Source organism: Brumimicrobium glaciale, from assembly GCF_004152935.1.
GTDB lineage: Bacteria > Bacteroidota > Bacteroidia > Flavobacteriales_D > Crocinitomicaceae > Brumimicrobium > Brumimicrobium glaciale.
Genome location: NZ_SETE01000003.1, coordinates 587,625 through 606,988 on the forward strand (window position 1 = coordinate 587,625; position 19,364 = coordinate 606,988).

A 19,364-nucleotide genomic window follows, 5' to 3' on the forward strand; every position below is an offset into this window, starting at 1 on the left:
CACTCTATTTTTCTCCGCTGTAGTAGCGCTGCTGAATTCTCCTCACTCTTTCTCCGCTGCAGTTGTACTGCTGCGTTGTAACTTTTGTAACACTCACCAAAAACTCACTTTCATCACGCCTAAAAATGATTTCCATCATATTTTTTGCACCTATGAACCCTTTTCTTTGCCGAGTATGATAATTCATTAGAGATTAATGCATTTTATAAAATAAAAAACAGAATGAAATATATAATTATTGGTGCCGTAGCAGGCGGAGCAAGCACTGCTGCTAGAATTAGAAGATTAGACGAAACAGCTGAAATCATTATGATTGAAAAAGGTGAATATGTTTCTTATGCGAATTGTGGGTTGCCATATTATATTGGAGATGTCATCAAAGACCGAAATAAATTATTCATTCAAGATGCTGCTTCTTTTAAAAGAAGATTCAACATAGATGTGAAAGTGAGAACAGAAGCCATTGAAATTCATCCTTCTGAAAAGAAAGTGACTTTATTGGATTTATATACTCAGAAAACATACACTGAATCGTATGATAAATTAGTGCTTTCAACAGGTGCTGTTCCAATTAAACCACCAATTCCGGGAATTCATTCTGCGAACGTTTTTACGATTAGAGATGTACATGACACAGATTTAGTAAAAGCAGTAATCCAAAATCAAAAAGTAAAACACGCTACCGTTGTGGGTGGAGGATTTATTGGAATTGAAATGATGGAGAATTTAACGCATTTAGGAATTAAAACCCGAGTGATTGAACGTGCTCCGCAACTTTTAGCTTTCCTTGATGAAGATATGGCGCTATTGGCTAAATCCGAAATTGAAGCAAACGGTGTTGTCGTAGATGTGAACAATGGATTATCCGAAATTCGTGATAATGCAGATGGTTCGAAAACCATAAAACTTGAAAACGGAGATGAATTTCAAACAGATATGGTGATTCTTTCTATTGGTGTTTTACCAAATAATTTCTTAGCAAAAGCCGCTGGATTAGAAATAGGGCAAAAAGGAGGGGTTTTGGTTGATGAATACATGCAAACTTCCAATTCAGATATTTATGCTGTTGGTGATGTTATTGAATTTCATCACCCTATTTGTAATGCATCTTATCCAATTTATTTAGCAGGGCCAGCAAACAAACAAGGTCGAATTTGCGCCAACAATATTGTCAACGGAAATACAAAGAAATTCAATGGTTCTGTTTCAACTACAATTGTAAAAGTATTCGGAAAAACAATCGCTGCAACAGGTTCAAATAGCCGTTTATTGAAGAACCACAATATAAAACACATCACTTCAATTACACACAGTTCTTCCAATGCGGGTTATTATCCAGGTTCAACACCAATGGTAATTAAAATCGCTTTTGATCCAGAATCAGGTGTTTTATTAGGAGCGCAAATTATCGGTGAAGAAGGAGTAGACAAGCGTGTTGATGTTTTCTCAACTTACGTTCAAAATAAACAAACGATTGATGATTTAATGGAATTTGAACAAGCTTATGCTCCGCCATTTTCATCTGCAAAAGATCCTGTAAATATGGCTGGATTCGTAGCCAATAATATCATGGATAAAGTGATGCAAATTTATAATCCTGAAGATGCAATTGAAATTAGTAAAAAAGAGTTTTTAATAGACGTTCGAACTCCAGAAGAATTTGAAGCGGGTACAATTCCAAATGCCAGAAATATTGAATTAGATGAATTGAGAAATCACTTAACGGAAATCCCAAAAGACAAAACGATTTATGTTTTCTGCGAAGTAGGTTTAAGAGGTTATCTTGCATCACGTATTTTAGTGCAACACGGTTTTGAAGTTAGAAACTTGAGCGGGGGTTACCGTTTCTGGAAGAATACTTATGGGTTAACTGTTGGTGAATCAGAAAAAGCATTTACCTACAACTAAAGTCTCTAGTCCACAGGTAATAATCTTTATCTGTGGACTTTTAATTTTCTTCAAAAACTGATTTAACTCATATCTCACATTGTGTTCATTAACTATCATTTACATAACTTCGTTCATAATTTGAATAAAGATTTTGTCTATGAAAAATGTAACATTTCCGAGTTGTGAAAACTGTGAGTTAACAGAAGGTTTTCTCTGTGCATTTTCTAAAGATGTGAAAAAAGACATCGGCCTAGATAAAAAACATTTGAGCATCGAAAAAGGAGATCAAATATTTTCTCAAGGAACACATCCTGTTGGTTTATATTGTCTCTATAAAGGAAAGGTGAAACTGACTAAAATTGGCAAAGACGGCAAAGAACAAATCTTACGTTTCTACAAACCAGGCGATATTATTGGTTACCGTTCACTTTTAAATCAAGAAGCGTATCAAGTGAATGCTGTTGCAATTGAAGAAGTGCATATTTGTTTAATCCTAAAACAGTCCTTTTTAGATATGGTAGACAATAACCGCGCTTTCTCTAAAAACATTATCAATTTATTAGGAGACGATTTAAAAACCGCTGAAGAAAGCATAGTAGGATTATCTCAGAAAAGCGTCCAAGAAAGAATCGCCGAAGCATTGGTTTTATTGATAAATACCTACGGATTTAAAGCAGATAAAGTAACAATTGATGTAAAACTCTCTAGATTAGAAATAGCAAATCTTGCCGCTACAACGCAAGAAACTGCAATTCGCACATTGGCTAAAATGGAAAAAGAAGGCTATCTTATACTAAACAAAAAAGAAATTCAAATTCCCGATTTTAATAAATTAATGTCTGGAACAACTTTGTTTGATTAATTATCTTTATAGTTATTTGATTTGGGGAATGTACGGACGATTCGCAAATCGTCTCTGCAGTAAAGAGGAATCGTCTGTACTTCCATTGCAAATCGTGGATACTAAGATTTGATTATTGAATCTAAATCTCTTATTCTCCTTTGCAGAACTTTGCTACTCTATGAAACTCTACGAATAATTCTTTTTTTTCACCCAACCACTTTTCTTTCTCTGTGACCCTCTACTTCGACAAGCTCTGCACAAGTGTGAAAACCCTCCTCTATCTCTGTGTAAAAACTATTACCACAGGAGCTCTCTGCGAACCTCTGCCCCTTCGCGAATCTTTGCGTAATTCTTCTCTTTCTCTCTCCCCTCTACTTTAACTTAAAATTCTTAAATGGCTTCACAGTCAGCATAACATAAGCCCAACCGCTCGTATTATCATTATCAACCCCTTTCAATTCTCTCATTGTTCTAGTTCCAAACAAATGAGAATATCCAGCCTGAATAGTTACTTCATCAGCAAACTGATATTTAACAGTAAAATCAACCTCATAACCCAAATAAGGATCCATCGCAACAAACGTTCCTCCAAATGGAATTGTCGGCAACTTTACATCAGCAGCAGTATAAAAAACATGATTAGCCAAACCAAACGTATATTTTCCCTTACTGTATTTAGCCTTTAAATACCCATCCATCAATCCAACATTATTCCCATGATTACCCACATAGAAATAATCCATAAATCCGTTGAAAGCATGATTCGTTCCATATAAAGGAGTAAAAGATTCATTTCTGTCATTTATAGTTGCTTCATCAGAAGTTCCAGAAAGTATTTCACCTCCTAATGTAATTCCCCAGCTTTTATTAGGTTTAAATGTCCCCTCCAAGCTTACGTTGTAAGCACTTAATGTTTGATTGTTTTTTGCAAATCCCATTTGATAATAACCATAAGCCATAATCTCAAATTTGTTTCTTTTATATTCTAAATGAGTTCCCATTGTTTGAGAAAAGTTAGTTCTGTTTTTCTGAACACTGTCTTCAATATAAAATTGCTGCATTCCATTATTTAAGAAAAGTACACTTGCATTGAAATTTTTCCACGATTTATTCGCCCATAGATATTGGAATGTCTTGTAATCGTTGATTCCATAAGGTATTTGAATATTTGAAGCACTTTCCTGATTATAAGTTGCGCCAATATCTAAACTCCAAGTACTGTCTTTGAATTGCAATATTGCACCATCATGTCTACGTCCTTGCATCGCCCAGTCCAATGCTCCAAAGATTCTCTGATTGTCATAAGAAATAGGTTGTCTTCCCACTTTTAACGTCCATTTTTTATTTAAGAATAAAGAAACATTCGCTTCATAAACAGATAGTAAACCGTTATTATCAATTGCTAAATGGGAGGTCTCTCCCCAAGTACGAATATCTTGAGCTGTAAAATCAAATTGAAATTTCTCATGTTTATAAATAACTCCGAGCCTAGCTCTTTGACTTATAAAAAATCCTGGATCTTGATTGGACATCAATGGTTGTTGAAATCCATTTGTATATTCTGCTCGTGCCTTATACTGTCCCGTGATGTCTAATTGTGAGTAGCCATAAAAGGAACTCAATATAAGTACGCTAATCAATACTGCTCTTTCGATATGTTTCATAATTACTATTTTGTTGTAAAAGTGTTGGTTCTAAGATAAAATAGAAATGACATTTATCAATTTTTATCATGTCTTATGGCATTAAATGGATAATTAAAGGATTATTTAGTCTTTTATACCCCTTCTTTCTGCTCTCACCTTCTCAATCGTATAGCTCCAGTTACAATGCTGCGCCTCCGCTCTCACACTACACGCTCACTCTATTATTGCACTGCTGCGCTCCCTCTGTTTTTCCTGACTTAAATCAGTAACCCCACTTTTTTATCTCGATTTAACTTTAACTCTCCAATATTTCATTCACCTTTGTTTTTATACTAAATATTGACGTATGAATAGAAACATCCTCAGAGTTACCAAAAGATTCACTTTTGAAATGGCACATGCTTTATATAACTATGATGGCAATTGTCAATACATCCATGGACACTCCTATAAACTTTACGTAACAGTTTTAGGGTTGGTAAATAATACTCCAGGTTCTCCAAAAGATGGAATGGTTTGTGATTTTTCTGTTCTAAAGAAAATTGTCAACGAAAAAATAGTAGAACCTTATGATCACACTTTGGTGTTAAGCGAAAAAGACGAAAGTAAAAAACACCTTGCTGATTCTGGTCAACGCACTATATTGTTTCCTGTTCAACCTACTTGCGAAAACCTATTACTCCATTTCAAAAACGAAATATTAAATGTGTTGCCTAATAATTTAACACTAGCCAATATCAAGTTATATGAAACCGAAGGTTCGTTTGCAGAATGGGATATTAGAGATCAAGATTTTTAAGCATTTGTTTCAATATATGAACTCATTTTAATTTCCTAAATTGTTAATAACAAATTTCTATTTTTTTTAAAGCCCTTGATTTTAATAATAAATCCTGATAAAAAGATATTCACATTCTTGAATCTCTGACTTTATTAAACAATTTCAGAAAGGCCCTTTTCTTATTTATTGCCCAAAAACCCGCGTTACTCAGTATTTTAACAAACTTTTGTAATTTGATAATGAATAACCTAAGGGTTTATTTATTGTCTTTTGCTTAACAAATGGGATTTGTAGTAGCTCATTCGAGGTATTTAGAATGATTCTAAATTAATTTTAAAACGGGTATTAATGTCATGAAACTGTCATTGAATATGGATATTCTGCTAATTTTGCTTCCAATAAGTATTGCGAATTATCACACATATTTGTGAAATTATAAATCAAAATATCTAAGAATCAGATGTTTAATAAGGGAAATAAAGGATTGTTTGCGTTGGTTTTAACGCTATTCATGTTGACTAATTTTGTGTCAAACGCACAAGAGGGTGAGTCAATATTTAATTCAAAATGTGCCACTTGTCACGCTCCACATAAGGACATGACAGGGCCTAAATTGTTTGAAGTTCGTCAAAAATGGGAAGAAGGTGGAGCCATGGAAGGTTCACTTCACCAATGGGTGAAAAATTGGCAAGTTGCTGCAGCGACTGATCCATATGCGAAAGAAGTTTCGGATTGGGCACCTTCTGCAATGACATTGTTTGCTGATTTGACCGATGAGCAAATAGAAGCAGTTTTCGATTATGTTGATGAACAACCTAAAGGAGGTGCTGTAGCTGATGCTGCTGGTGCAGCTGGAGGTGGAGTAGCTTCTAACATTGCGACTGAAGAAAATGATTTCGGTTGGATATGGTACATATTAGGTGCTGTATTCTTAGTTATTATATTCTCTGTCGGTGGCGTTAAACGTCAACTACAAGAATTAGACGAAGATGCTGACAAACAAGTTAAAGTTGGTTCGAAAGTTTGGGTATTCAAAAATAGAAAATACGTAGGTATTGGAGTGCTTGTTCTAGTTATGGCAGGAGTTGTTTGGTTATTCTTAGGACTTTACCAAATTGGTGTAGTTTCATCATACCAACCAAGTCAACCAATTGCATTCCCTCATGATATTCATGCTGGAATAAATGGAATTGACTGTAAGTATTGTCACAACTCTGCTGATAAGTCTAAATCTGCTGGTATCCCAACAACAAATGTTTGTATGAACTGTCACAAGCAGATTCAGGGTGCAGGTGATCAAGTAGAAAAAATTAAGAACATTTACGCATCTGCAGGATTCTCACCAGAAGGTGGAGGGAAATACAGCGGTGAAACAGAACCTATTATTTGGAATAAAGTTCACAATTTACCAGATCACGTTTATTTCAACCACTCTCAACACGTTGAAATCGGTGGGATTGATTGTAAACAATGTCACGGTGATATGACCAAACAAAATGAGTTACCTCGTGTAGTTCCTGTTGAAGAATTGAATATGGTAGAAGGTAACATTCAATTAACGCGTCCAACATTAACAATGGGTTGGTGTATCGAATGTCACAATGTTAAAGAAGTATCTACTGGTACCTTAGAAGGAAAAGGTGGGTATTATGATGAAATACATAAGCGTCTACTTGAAAATGACGAGTCATTATACGAGGAATACCTTGAGGATGGCAAAGTAACAGTTAATGAACTTGGCGGATGGGAATGTGCTAAGTGTCACTACTAATTAAAAGTTGATAGCTAAATAAGATATGGCAATGAGCAAAAAATATTGGAAAGGTCTTGAAGAGTTGAATCAAACTCCTGAATTTATCGAGAACAGAGACCAAGAGTTTAGTCAAGATATAAGTATTGATGAGTTTTTAGCGGATGAAAAGTTAAGTGAGTCATCAACTCCTAGAAGGGATTTCTTGAAATTCTTAGGGTTTAGTGTTGCAGCTGCTACAATTGCAGCATGTGAGGCGCCTGTAACAAAAGCTATTCCTTACGTTAACAAACCAGTTGATGTTACTCCAGGTGTTGCAACTTGGTACGCGTCTACTTATTATGATGGGAATTCTTACGCTAACATTCTTGTTAAAACGAGAGAAGGGCGACCTATTTATATTAAAGGAAACAAAGATTTTGGTTTTACAAACGGTAACGTAACTCCACAAATCATTGCTTCTGTTCTTTCTTTGTATAATGAAGCAAGATTACAATACGCATTTAAAGATGGGCAAGGAGTTTCTACAGCTGATGCTGATAGTGAAATTATTGCTGAACTAAATAAAATTAAAAGCAAGGGCGGTAAAGTTGTTCTTGTGTCAAATACACTTGCATCTCCTTCTAGTTACAAAGCTGTTGAGGAACTTGAAAGATCTGTTACAGGTCGTGTGGCTCCAAAATCAACATCAGTTGTTACTGAAGATGAAAATGGTGTTATTGGTAAAGTAGTTGATAAAGTAAAAGGTGTATTTAATAAAGAAGAATTAGCAGTTGCTGCGGCGGTTACTTCAGGTTCTGCAACTGGAGCTCAATTTGAGCACATTCAGTATGATTCTGTTTCTTACGCTGGTATCAGAAAAGCAAATGAACTTTCTTTCGGAAAATCTGTAATTCCAGATTACGATTTCTCTAAAGCAAAAACAATTGTAAGTTTCGGTGCCGACTTTTTAAGCACTTGGTTGATGTCAACGCAGTATACTGGTCAGTATGCTAAAAGACGTAATCCTGACGGTGATTGGATGAACAAGCATTACCAGATTGAATCTAATATGTCAATCACTGGTTCTAATGCTGATGTTAGAATGATGATCAAGCCTTCTGAGGAAGCTGGATTATTGGCTGCATTAGTTAAAGATTTAGGTGGATCAATTAGCGGAGTTTCTGCTTCTATTCCAGAAAGAATAGGTGCTGATAACGTTAAAAGAATGGCAAAAGACTTGATGAAAGGAAACGGATTAGTTGTTTCTGCATCAAATAACGTTGCAATTCAAGTATTGGTTAATAAAGCAAACCATTTAATTGGAGCTTATAACTCTACAATCAACTTGAATAATCCAGTTCAGATGTTTGCATCTGAAGATGATAAAATGATGAAACTTGTTGCTGATGTTCTTGCAGGTAAAGGACCAGATGCAGTATTCTTTTATGGTGTAAACCCAGTTTATTCAGCTCCAAACGGAGTAGCTTTAGCTGATGCACTTGGAAATACTACATTGACAGTTTCTTTATCAGGTGTAATGGATGAAACGGCTACTAAATGTAAGTTTGTTGTACCAGATCACCACGCATTAGAATCATGGAATGATTTTTCACCAAAAGCAAATGAATATTCTTTAGCTCAACCAACTATTCGTCCTTTATACGATACGGTTTCAGCATTAGAATCTTTCTTGGTTTGGTCTGGAAAAGCTGAACGTGACGGAAAAGACAGTAAAGTATACTTCAATTATATTAAAGAAAACTGGACGAATACAGGATTTGCAGATGCATCAAACTTTGATACTTTCTGGAATACAACTATTCACAATTCAGTATTCTCTAAAACAATGGCTTCACCATCATCGCCAAGCTTTAATGATGGAGCTCTTTCTAAAGTAGCTAAACAATTACCTGAAGCGGGTGAATTGGAGGTTGTTTTATATCAAAAAGCAGCTATTGGTCGCGGAGATCAAGCAGCTAACCCTTGGTTGCAAGAAACACCAGATCCAATTACTAAAGTAACTTGGGATAACTACATCACAATGAACCCAACGATCATGAAAGATCAGGGGTACAACGAACATATTGACCAAGAGCACGGATGTACACTTGCTTCAATTACTGTGGGTGATGTAACTTATGAATTACCAGTTTATCCTTCACCAGGACAAGCACCTGGAACGGTTGGTATCGCACTTGGATACGGTCGTGGAGAAGGAAATGCTAATATTGGTAAAGCTGCTTTCCAAACGAAAGAATATGGTGGACTGGTTACTGATGAAAATGGTAATCCAAAACCAATTGGTAAGAACGCATTTAGAATGATTCAAACTGCTAGCGGTACTATGGAGTACACTGCTGCAGCAACAATCGAAAATAAAAATACAAATTATCCAATAGCAACAACTCAAATTCACAGAACAGTGATGGCGAGAAATTCTATTATTAGAGAAACAACTTTAGATACTTATTCAAGTCACTCTAAAGACGCATACAACCCAGCTTGGACATTACAAAAAATGGATGAGCATGGTAAACACGTTGAGGCTCCTTTGTCAGAGTTTAACTTGTGGGATGAACATCCTGTAGAAAATGTTGGTCACCGTTGGGGAATGACAATTGACTTGAGTGCATGTATCGGTTGTGGGTCTTGTCTTGTAGCTTGTCAAGCTGAAAACAACGTTCCAGTTGTTGGTAAAGACGAAGTAAGAAGAGGGCGTGAAATGCATTGGATACGTATCGACCGTTACTACGCTTCAAATGATGAAGCAACAGTTGGTCAACGTAAGGATAAAGATGATTTCACTTACAAAGAATTAGAGATTGCTGCGGAGAATCCAAAAGTGGTTCACCAACCAATGATGTGTCACCACTGTAATCACGCACCTTGTGAAACGGTTTGTCCTGTTTCGGCAACGACACACTCAAACGAAGGGCTAAACCAAATGGTGTATAACCGTTGTATTGGTACACGTTATTGTGCTAACAACTGTCCTTATAAAGTTAGACGTTTCAACTGGTTTAATTATCCTTCTTACAAGAAATTCGGTGAAGTGAACCCAGCGCAAGATGAATTAGGACGTATGGTATTGAATCCTGATGTTACTGTTAGAACACGTGGAGTTATGGAGAAATGTTCATTCTGTGTACAACGTATCCAAGAGGGTAAGTTGAATGCTAAGAAAGATTCTCGACCTGTTGCAGATGGAGATATTACTACAGCATGTGGTGACGCTTGTCCAACAAACGCAATAATCGTAGGTGACTGGAATGATGTGAATTCTAAAGTTAGAAAATCAGCAGATAACAAACGTTCTTACCAAGCACTTGAAGAAATAGGTGTTAAGCCAAACATGTGGTATAAAGTTAAAGTACGTAACGAGGAAAATGATATTCTTGCAGGCATCCAATTAGCAAAAGAACATGCTGGTGATCATGCTGAAAAAGAAGAGAAAAGTCATTAATTGAATTAGAAGTATTAAAACAATAAATATATTGTAATGCATAAGGAAGCAACAATTAGAGAACCCTTAGTTTTAGGTCACAAGACTTATCATCAAGTAACTGAGGATGTTTGTAAACCAATAGAAGGTAAGGCACCAAAAACTTGGTACATTCTTTTCGCTATCGCAGCAATTATTGGTGTGTATGGAATTGGATGTATCTTGTATCTTTTGGGTACGGGTATTGGAACTTGGGGATTGAATAAGACCATTAACTGGGCTTGGGATATTACTAACTTCGTTTGGTGGGTTGGTATTGGTCACGCAGGAACGCTTATTTCTGCAGTACTTTTATTGTTCCGTCAAAAATGGAGGATGGCGATTAACCGTTCTGCTGAGGCGATGACAATTTTCGCGGTATTTATGGCAGGGATATTTCCTCTAATTCATATGGGACGTATTTGGGTTGCTTACTGGGTAATGCCATTACCAAACCAATTTGGTTCTCTTTGGCCTAACTTTAACTCTCCTTTACTTTGGGACGTTTTCGCAATTTCTACTTATCTATCAGTTTCTTTAGTATTCTGGTATATTGGATTAATTCCAGATTTCTCTACTATTAGAGACCGTGCTAAAAAACCAGTCGCTAAAAAGATATATTCAATGCTCTCTTTTGGTTGGTCTGGTCGTGCTAAACAATGGAGTCGTTTTGAAACGGTTTCATTAGTACTTGCTGGTTTAGCAACTCCTCTTGTATTCTCTGTTCACTCTATTGTATCTTTTGACTTTGCTACTTCAGTAATTCCTGGTTGGCATACCACTATTTTTCCACCATACTTTGTGGCTGGAGCGGTATTCTCAGGATTTGCGATGGTACAAACACTGATGCTTGTAATGAGAAAGGCTTATAATCTTGAAGCTTATATACATACAAAGCATATAGAATACATGAACATTGTAATTATGGCAACGGGTTCTATCGTTGGTACAGCTTATATAACTGAGTTATTTATTTCATGGTATTCTGGTGTAGAATATGAATCGTATGCCTTTTTTAACCGTGCTACGGGACCATACTGGTGGGCTTATGCAACTATGATGACCTGTAATGTTCTTTCTCCTCAATTGATGTGGTTTAAGAAATTGAGAACAAGTTTATCATTTACATTTGTTATTGCAATTGTTGTTAATATTGGAATGTGGTTTGAGCGTTTTGTAATTATTACAACCTCTCTACACAGAGATTATCTTCCATCTTCTTGGAGTATGTTCTACCCAACACACATTGATATCGGAATTTTCGTTGGAACAATTGGTTTATTCTTTGTGTTCTTCTTATTGTTTACAAGATACTTCCCAGTTTTAGCATTGAATGAGGTGAAAACAATCTTGAAATCTTCAGGTCAATCTTATAAAGATGGAACTGCTAAAACTCCTGCCTTCTCAATTGAGGAACAACACTTGGCAGATGTAAAAGTGAAGCCGTCTATAACTAATGAAACTATAGTTTCTTCAGTTCAGGAAGAAACCAAAACGGCTCCAGTTCAAAAGGCAGTTGATCCAATCACTGACCCAGTAATCGATCCAGCATTAGCGAAAATTGTTACTAGTTTAGGTTCGACTGATGCAACTAAGAAAGATGATTTGAAAGAATTGACAGGATTAGATGCTGCATTAGAAGATAAATTGAATAAAATTGGAATTCTCACTTTCTCACAAATTGCGAATATCAATCCAACAGCTGATCTTGGTTTATTAACTGCTTACTTAGGTAATGCGGGAAGTCAAGCTAATTTATTAGCATGGAAATTAGAAGCAGAAGAAAAATTAAAAAACGATAATAATTAAGACATGGGATCGAACGTAGTTTTTTATGCAATGTATAACGATGATGATGTGCTGAAAGATGGTGCAAAAAAGTTAGTTGCAAAAGGAGTTAAAGTATCAGAGGTTTTTTCACCATTTCCAATACACGGATTAGATCCAATCATTGGTTTGAAAGAAACTAGACTTGGTATCATGGCTTTTATTTATGGATTAACTGGTCTTGCACTTGCTTTGATAGGAATGAGATACATTATGATCACAGATTGGCCAATGAATATAGGTGGGAAGCCTAACTTCTCGTTCTTGGAGAATATGTTAGCTTTTGTTCCAATTATATTTGAGTTGACTGTATTGTTTGCCGCTCACGCCATGGTAATCACTTATTTCTTAGTAAATAAAACGATTCCTGGAATGCCAGCTCAAAACCCTGATCCACGCACAACAGATGATCGTTTTGTAATGGAATTAAGATTAAGCGAAAACAGTAAGTTTTCTGAAAAGGAACTTGAAGAAATGCTTATGGAAACAGGAATTGTAGAATTAGATCTAAAACACATTAAATAAGTCATGAAGAAGAAATTTAAGGCAATATCAACAAAAGCTTTGGTGCTAACCTTTGGAATCGGAACGCTTGCATCTTGTGTTTCAGATCCAGACTCTCCAGGATTAGAATTTATGCCAGATATGTATCGCTCGCCAGCGATTGAAACTTATGTGGATTATGGTTGGGTTAAAGAAACACCGAATGTTGATGCAATGATGACGCAGTCGGCAAAGCACCCACCTGTAAATACTATTCCTTATATGGGGAAGGTAGAAGATTTAGAGTTCTATTTACCATATCACCGTCAAGTAACGAGCTTTGCTCCAATAACGCATGGTTTACAAGCTAAGCACGGTTGGAATATTAGTGAGGAGCCTGCTGGAGATTATTTTAAGTCAGCTGAGGATAAAAACCCAATTGAATTAACTGAAGAAAATCAGAAAGCTATATTTAATCAAGGAAAGAAACTTTTCGGAATTAACTGTGCTCACTGTCATGGTGAAAAAGGGAATGGAAAAGGACCAATGGTTGAAAGTGGAGCTTATTTAGGAGTTCCAGATTTCGCTAACCTTACAGAATTGGCTGATGGTCAAATGTTTTATTCTATTTACTATGGTAAAGGAATGATGGGAGCTCACGCACCATTATTGAAGAATAAAGAAATTTGGACTGTTGTTCATTACATCAATAAACTTCAATCAGAAGATTATGGTGTAGGTTCTGCAACTGAAGGAGTGGTGTCTGATTCGACTAACGTTGAAGCAGCTGAACAATAGAAGTTTTTATAATTAAGAAAATTAATAGATAAAATGGATTATCAAGTTTCAAATAAAGCTAAAATATGGACCACAGTCTTGATGGTTGTTGGAATCGTATTTACAGGTATCGGAATAATTGCGGCGGCAGGTGACGGTCATCTTGGTCAGAAATTCATAGGAAACCTATTATCGAATAGCTTCTTCTTTTTCTCTATTGCTATTACAGCGATGTTTTTCTTAGCATTGCAATACGCAACAGAATCGGGTTGGTATGTATATATCAAACGTGTAATTGAAGCAGTTACAGGATTCCTGCCAATGGGTATGGGTTTGTTAATCATAACTTTCCTTTCTTTAACATTCACGAATGGATCTCACATTTACATGTGGATGGATCCTGAAATAATGCAAGAAGGTGGATCTCATTATGATGCATTGTCTGCGGGTAAAGGTGCTTATTTAAATAAACCATTCTTCTGGATCAGAACATTGGCTTATTTAGGGATTTATTATATCATGTGGAAAGGATTTATGAAGCGTTCTATTTTACAAGACAATAATCCTGCTGAAGCTGAAGCAATTCACTTTAAAAATTATCGTCGTGGAGCTCTTTTCCTAGTATTTTTCGCTGTATTTAGTTCAACAAGTTCTTGGGATTGGTTGATGTCAATTGATATTCACTGGTTCTCTACATTATTCGGTTGGTATGTATTCGCTGGTTCTTGGACTAGTGCAATGGTGGTTATCATTATTCTTTTATTGTATCTAAAGAAATTAGGATACCTTCCAAAAGTAAATGAAAGTCACATCCACGATATTGGAAAATGGGTGTTCGCAACATCTTTCTTGTGGGCTTATCTTTGGTTCTCTCAATACATGTTGATATGGTATGCAAATATCCCTGAGGAGACAACTTACTATTTAATGCGTATAGAACATTACAAATTGCTTTATTTTGGAATGTTTATCGTTAACTTTGCATTTCCTATGTTAATTTTGATGTCAAGAGATGCTAAAAGACACGCTGGTATACTTACTTTTGTAGGATTAGTTATTTTGGCTGGACACTGGTTAGATGTTTGGATCATGGTTATGGGTGGATCTATGGGACCAACTGCAAGTATCGGTTTTATGGAAATCGGAATGGCAGTATTGTTCTGTGGTCTATTTGTTAGAGTGATTTTGGTTAAATTATCGCAGTCTCCTCTGGTTAGTAAAAATCATCCATTCTTGGATGAATCTTTACATCACGAGATATAATTTTTAAATTTAGAATAAGTTAATTTTAGAGAGATGGGTAGTAAGTTAATTATAATATTGGTGATCATTTTTGGCGTACTTGCGATAGCGCAATTAGTACGTGTAAGTGAGCTAACGGCTAAACACACCAAACGAAAGGAGGAAGATATTCCTGAAAATGAAAACAAGTTTAACGCTAACATGATGCTGATCTTTATGATTGCGCTTTATGCTGGTTTCATTTACTTGATGTTACAATATGGTTATGTTGGTTTAGGACCTGCTGCATCTGCTCATGGTCAAGAAATTGACTTCTTATTTGATCTAAACTGGATAATAATTACAGCAGTATTTTTTCTTACAAATACGCTTCTTTTTGTTTTCTCATGGAAATATGCAAGAAAGCCGGGTGTTAAAGCATATTACTATGCGCACAACAACAAACTAGAGATGGTTTGGACTGTTATTCCTGCTGCTGTACTTTCAGTGATCATTATTCTTGGACTAAGAACTTGGAATGATACTACTGCAAAAGCAGGTGCAGAATATGAAAATATTGAGATTTTTGCTTATCAATTTGCATGGACAGCGCGTTATTCTGGAATGAATAATGAGTTGGGTAAGTTTGATTACAAATTAACAACTGCTGAGAATCCTTATGCAGTGATGACCAAAGCCAATATCGAGCGTTCATTATCTTTAATGAAAGTTGGAGAGCCTGGTCAAAATGGGATTAAAAGAATAGAGGATAAGCTGAATGATCGTTCAATAATACTTTCTTCAAAAGAACGCAAAGACTTAGAGGTAGAGTTAGGACGTAAAGAACGCATGTCTCGTTTGCTTGAAGCAATGTCAATTACGTATGCAGATTCACTAGACAATCTTGCAAATGATGATGTTATTGTTGAAGACAGTTTGGTTTTATTGAAAGGTCAAAACTATAACTTGTCTTTCCGTTCTAAAGACGTTATTCACAGTGCTTATTTCCCTCAATTCAGAATGCAAATGAATACTGTGCCTGGAATGTTAACTTACTTTAAATTTCAACCTATCTTTTCAACAGATGAGATGAAAAGAAAGATGAATAATCCAGAATATGAATACGCTTTATTGTGTAACAAGATTTGTGGAGGTTCTCACTACAGAATGAAAATGTCAGTGAAGGTATTAGAACCTAAAGAATTCCTTGAATGGCAGAAAACTAAAGCTACTTATGACGGGACTCCTTGGATTGATGGTAACGAAGCAAAATTGCTAGAGTACTATGAGTCTATAGCAAGTAGAGTTAACGAAAATTAATCATTTATCAATATTTAAATATTTTATAACATGGCAGCTGCAGCTCAAGAAGCAATTCACGAACACGATCACCACGAAGAGAGCTTTGTATCAAAGTATATCTTTAGCTACGACCATAAAATGATTGGTAAGCAATTTTTGCTTGCTGCAATATTTATGGGTGTAGTAGGAATGATGTTGTCTGTATTTTTTAGAATACAACTAGCATGGCCTGGTGAATCATCGGATTTTTTAAATATGTTCCTTGGTGACCGTTGGGCTCCAGAAGGAATTTTGAACCAAGACATGTACCTTGGACTTGTAACAATTCACGGAACCATAATGGTTTTCTTTGTATTAACAGGTGGATTAAGTGGTACTTTCTCTAATGTCTTGATTCCACTACAGATTGGTGCGCGAGATATGGCTTCTGGTTTTATTAACCTTATGTCTTTCTGGTTATTCTGTATTTCATCAATAATTATGTTGGCTTCCTTATTTGTAGAGTCAGGACCAGCAATGTCCGGATGGACAGTTTACCCTCCGCTTTCAGCCCTGCCGCAAGCCGTTTCAGGCTCCGGATTAGGAATGACACTTTGGTTGATTTCATTAACAATATTTATTGCGTCTTCATTAATTGGTTCTCTAAATTACATCTCTACGATTGTAAACCTTAGAACTAAAGGAATGAAAATGACAAGAATGCCACTTACAATTTGGGCGTTTTTAGTTACTGCAATTGTTGGTGTACTTTCGTTTCCAGTTTTACTATCAGCAGCATTGTTGTTGTTTATGGATAGAGTAATGGGTACTTCATTCTACCTTAGTGATATTATTATCGGTGGAGAAATGTTAGATAATGTTGGTGGTTCGCCAATTCTTTATCAACACCTATTCTGGTTCTTAGGACACCCTGAGGTTTACATTGTACTTTTACCAGCACTAGGTATTTCATCAGAAGTTATATCAACCAATTCACGAAAACCTATTTTTGGTTACCGCGCCATGATTGGGTCATTATTAGCAATTGGTTTCCTCTCATTTATTGTATGGGCTCACCACATGTTTGTGTCTGGAATGGATCCTTTCTTAGGAAGTGTCTTTGTATTTACAACCCTATTGATTGCAATTCCTTCTGCTGTAAAAGTATTTAACTACTTAACAACTTTATGGAGAGGTTCAATTATATTCACTCCGGCAATGTTGTTCGCAATTGGATTGGTATCTACATTTATTTCTGGAGGGGTTACGGGTATTATTCTTGCCGATTCAGCATTAGATATTCAAGTACATGATACTTATTTTGTTGTTGCTCACTTCCACGTAGTAATGGGACTGTCAGCAATATTTGGAATGTTTGCTGGTGTTTACCATTGGTTCCCTAAAATGTATGGGAAAATGATGAACAATAGATTAGGATATGCCCATTTCTGGACCACAATAGTGAGTGGTTACGGTGTTTTCTTGCCTATGCACTTTGTTGGACTTGGTGGAGCTCCAAGAAGATATTACGATAACTCAATATTTGATACATTTAATCCTACTGCAGGAGAAATGATATTGGATTTGAATATCATCATTACTGTTTTCGCTATTATTGGTGCATTTGGTCAATGTTTCTTCTTCTTTAACTTCTTCTATAGTATTTTTAGAGGTCCTAAAGCACCATTGAATCCTTGGAGATCAAATACATTAGAGTGGACAACTCCAACTGCAATGCCTGGACATGGAAACTGGCCTGGAGATTTACCAGAAGTTCACCGTTGGCCTTATGATTATTCTAAGCCTGGCGCAGATGAGGATTTCATTCCTCAAACTGTACCATTGAAACCGGGTGAAGTAGAACATTAATCTGATTATATAATATTTTGGAAGCCCAGTACATTTAATGTGCTGGGCTTTTCCTATATTTGAGTATTGCTGCTGATGTGGTTAATATCTTAGTTTATTACTTAACGCCTTGGGAATGTTTGAATACATACTCAAATTTTAGGTATTGATTTAAAGCAGGTATGATTACCTTTATAATTCCGATTCAAGTCGGATAGTATAACAACAAAAAAACAACGTGGAAGAAGAGGATTTTGATTATAAAGTAGAGAGCGTAAACCCCGATTCTGAATTTGATCGTGTATTGCGGCCAAAAACTTTAGAGGATTTTACAGGACAAAAGAAAATTGTAGAAAACCTCCAGATTTTTGTTCAAGCGACAAAACAACGAAATGAGCCTTTGGATCACGTTTTATTGCATGGACCTCCGGGTCTAGGTAAAACAACGTTGGCCAATATTATTGCTAACGAATTAGCAGTTGGATTTAAAGTAACTTCAGGTCCTGTTCTTGATAAACCAGGTGATTTAGCTGGATTATTGACTAATCTAGAAGAGGGCGATGTGCTATTTATTGATGAAATTCATAGATTATCGCCAGTTATTGAGGAGTATTTATATTCTGCAATGGAAGACTTCGTGATTGACATTATGATCGATTCTGGTCCAAATGCAAGAACAGTACAAATAGCTTTGAATCCATTCACCCTGATTGGTGCTACAACACGTTCAGGGTTGCTTACCGCTCCATTGAGAGCTCGTTTTGGGATCAATGCCCGTTTACAATATTACAACGCTAAAACACTCACAACAATCGTGAATCGTTCTTCTGATTTATTGAATATACCAATTTCTCATGAGGCGGCTTTTGAAATTGCAAGCAGAAGTAGAGGTACACCTAGAATTGCCAATGCATTATTGCGACGTGTTAGAGATTTCGCACAAATTAAAGGGGATGGAACAATCAATATTGAAATTACAAACATTGCTTTAACGGCATTAAATGTAGATCAAAATGGATTGGATGAAATGGACAATCGATTGCTTTCTGCATTAATTGATAAATTTAGTGGAGGACCTGTTGGAATAACAACTTTAGCTACAGCAGTAGGGGAAAATGCCGGAACAATTGAAGAAGTTTATGAACCATTTTTAATTCAAGAAGGATTCCTAGTGAGAACACAAAGGGGGAGAAAGGTGACAGCAAAAGCTTATGAACATCTAGGTAAGAAGCCAAGTACTTCACAAGGTGATTTATTCTAGTATTAAATGAGTGTATTTATTAAAATTAAAAAGGAGCTATGAAGCTCCTTTTTTGATTATTTCTTATAAAATACTGTTTTTAACACTGAAGGGTATAGATGACCAAACTCGATCATACACCATTCTTTTAAAGAATGTAGATCTTCGGATTTGCTAATCCATTTGATAGATTTTTCTAGTTCTTTTTGAAATAATTGTCTATCAAAACTAACTTTCGTTAGTATGTTTTTACTTAATTCAAGCATTATTAAACTCTTTTTGTTCACTTACAAGGTACTATAATAGTTTAATA

General features: G+C 35.8%; 13 protein-coding genes. 12 read left to right on the forward strand and 1 reads right to left on the reverse strand.

Features of this window, described 5'->3' with window-relative positions; genetic code table 11:
* Window positions 1–222 precede the first annotated feature (222 nt).
* Both ERX46_RS09735 and ERX46_RS09740 read left to right on the forward strand, forming a co-directional pair.
* On the forward strand, window positions 223–1,908 hold the full coding sequence (locus ERX46_RS09735; RefSeq protein ID WP_130093665.1) for an FAD-dependent oxidoreductase: 1,686 nt from the start codon (window positions 223–225) through the stop codon (window positions 1,906–1,908).
* A 139-nt stretch (window positions 1,909–2,047) separates the two neighbouring features.
* Complete coding sequence (locus tag ERX46_RS09740; protein WP_130093666.1) at window positions 2,048–2,752, forward strand: Crp/Fnr family transcriptional regulator; 705 nt, start codon at window positions 2,048–2,050, stop codon at window positions 2,750–2,752.
* 353 nt (window positions 2,753–3,105) lie between these two features.
* Here ERX46_RS09740 and ERX46_RS09745 read toward each other — a convergent pair whose 3' ends face one another.
* A complete protein-coding gene (locus ERX46_RS09745) occupies window positions 3,106–4,398 on the reverse strand; it encodes an alginate export family protein (RefSeq protein WP_130093667.1) in 1,293 nt (430 codons plus the stop codon).
* Between the two features lie 328 nt (window positions 4,399–4,726).
* On the opposite strand from ERX46_RS09745, the gene ERX46_RS09750 reads away from it, so the two are divergent.
* The 10 genes from ERX46_RS09750 to ruvB all read left to right on the forward strand — a co-directional run bounded on the left by ERX46_RS09750 (window position 4,727) and on the right by ruvB (window position 19,072).
* On the forward strand, window positions 4,727–5,179 hold the full coding sequence (locus ERX46_RS09750) for a 6-pyruvoyl trahydropterin synthase family protein (RefSeq protein ID WP_130093668.1): 453 nt from the start codon (window positions 4,727–4,729) through the stop codon (window positions 5,177–5,179).
* 442 nt (window positions 5,180–5,621) lie between these two features.
* Complete coding sequence (locus tag ERX46_RS09755) at window positions 5,622–6,932, forward strand: cytochrome c3 family protein (RefSeq protein WP_130093669.1); 1,311 nt, start codon at window positions 5,622–5,624, stop codon at window positions 6,930–6,932.
* Between the two features lie 31 nt (window positions 6,933–6,963).
* Window positions 6,964–10,356: a TAT-variant-translocated molybdopterin oxidoreductase gene (locus ERX46_RS09760; RefSeq protein WP_165366204.1), complete on the forward strand. Its 3,393-nt coding sequence runs from the start codon at window positions 6,964–6,966 to the stop codon at window positions 10,354–10,356.
* Window positions 10,357–10,386: 30 nt separating this feature from the next.
* Window positions 10,387–12,183 carry an NrfD/PsrC family molybdoenzyme membrane anchor subunit gene (nrfD, locus tag ERX46_RS09765; protein WP_165366207.1) on the forward strand — a complete coding sequence of 599 codons (1,797 nt, stop codon included), beginning with the start codon at window positions 10,387–10,389 and terminating at the stop codon, window positions 12,181–12,183.
* 3 nt (window positions 12,184–12,186) lie between these two features.
* Window positions 12,187–12,726 carry a DUF3341 domain-containing protein gene (locus tag ERX46_RS09770; RefSeq protein ID WP_130093672.1) on the forward strand — a complete coding sequence of 180 codons (540 nt, stop codon included), beginning with the start codon at window positions 12,187–12,189 and terminating at the stop codon, window positions 12,724–12,726.
* A gap of 3 nt (window positions 12,727–12,729) precedes the next feature.
* Window positions 12,730–13,482 carry a c-type cytochrome gene (locus tag ERX46_RS09775; RefSeq protein WP_130093673.1) on the forward strand — a complete coding sequence of 251 codons (753 nt, stop codon included), beginning with the start codon at window positions 12,730–12,732 and terminating at the stop codon, window positions 13,480–13,482.
* Window positions 13,483–13,515: 33 nt separating this feature from the next.
* Window positions 13,516–14,724, forward strand: coding sequence for a quinol:cytochrome C oxidoreductase (locus ERX46_RS09780; protein WP_130093674.1), 1,209 nt, complete (start codon window positions 13,516–13,518; stop codon window positions 14,722–14,724).
* A 33-nt stretch (window positions 14,725–14,757) separates the two neighbouring features.
* The gene (locus tag ERX46_RS09785; protein WP_130093675.1) at window positions 14,758–16,002 is read left to right on the forward strand and encodes a cytochrome c oxidase subunit II; all 1,245 of its coding nucleotides are present in this window, start codon (window positions 14,758–14,760) and stop codon (window positions 16,000–16,002) included.
* Window positions 16,003–16,032: 30 nt separating this feature from the next.
* Window positions 16,033–17,832 (forward strand): cytochrome c oxidase subunit I, encoded by a 1,800-nt coding sequence (locus ERX46_RS09790; RefSeq protein ID WP_130093676.1) that lies wholly within the window; start codon window positions 16,033–16,035, stop codon window positions 17,830–17,832.
* 217 nt (window positions 17,833–18,049) lie between these two features.
* On the forward strand, window positions 18,050–19,072 hold the full coding sequence (gene ruvB / locus ERX46_RS09795) for a Holliday junction branch migration DNA helicase RuvB (protein ID WP_130093677.1): 1,023 nt from the start codon (window positions 18,050–18,052) through the stop codon (window positions 19,070–19,072).
* Window positions 19,073–19,364 lie beyond the last annotated feature (292 nt).

What these genes read in the sequence shown, in the direction of transcription:
- ERX46_RS09735 (WP_130093665.1), top strand. Translation starts at nt 223, where the DNA reads ATGAAATATATAATTATTGGTGCCGTAGCAGGCGGAGCAAGCACTGCT.
- ERX46_RS09740 (WP_130093666.1), top strand. Translation starts at nt 2,048, where the DNA reads ATGAAAAATGTAACATTTCCGAGTTGTGAAAACTGTGAGTTAACAGAA.
- ERX46_RS09745 (WP_130093667.1), bottom strand. Translation starts at nt 4,398, where the DNA reads ATGAAACATATCGAAAGAGCAGTATTGATTAGCGTACTTATATTGAGT.
- ERX46_RS09750 (WP_130093668.1), top strand. Translation starts at nt 4,727, where the DNA reads ATGAATAGAAACATCCTCAGAGTTACCAAAAGATTCACTTTTGAAATG.
- ERX46_RS09755 (WP_130093669.1), top strand. Translation starts at nt 5,622, where the DNA reads ATGTTTAATAAGGGAAATAAAGGATTGTTTGCGTTGGTTTTAACGCTA.
- ERX46_RS09760 (WP_165366204.1), top strand. Translation starts at nt 6,964, where the DNA reads ATGAGCAAAAAATATTGGAAAGGTCTTGAAGAGTTGAATCAAACTCCT.
- ERX46_RS09770 (WP_130093672.1), top strand. Translation starts at nt 12,187, where the DNA reads ATGGGATCGAACGTAGTTTTTTATGCAATGTATAACGATGATGATGTG.
- ERX46_RS09775 (WP_130093673.1), top strand. Translation starts at nt 12,730, where the DNA reads ATGAAGAAGAAATTTAAGGCAATATCAACAAAAGCTTTGGTGCTAACC.
- ERX46_RS09780 (WP_130093674.1), top strand. Translation starts at nt 13,516, where the DNA reads ATGGATTATCAAGTTTCAAATAAAGCTAAAATATGGACCACAGTCTTG.
- ERX46_RS09785 (WP_130093675.1), top strand. Translation starts at nt 14,758, where the DNA reads ATGGGTAGTAAGTTAATTATAATATTGGTGATCATTTTTGGCGTACTT.
- ERX46_RS09790 (WP_130093676.1), top strand. Translation starts at nt 16,033, where the DNA reads ATGGCAGCTGCAGCTCAAGAAGCAATTCACGAACACGATCACCACGAA.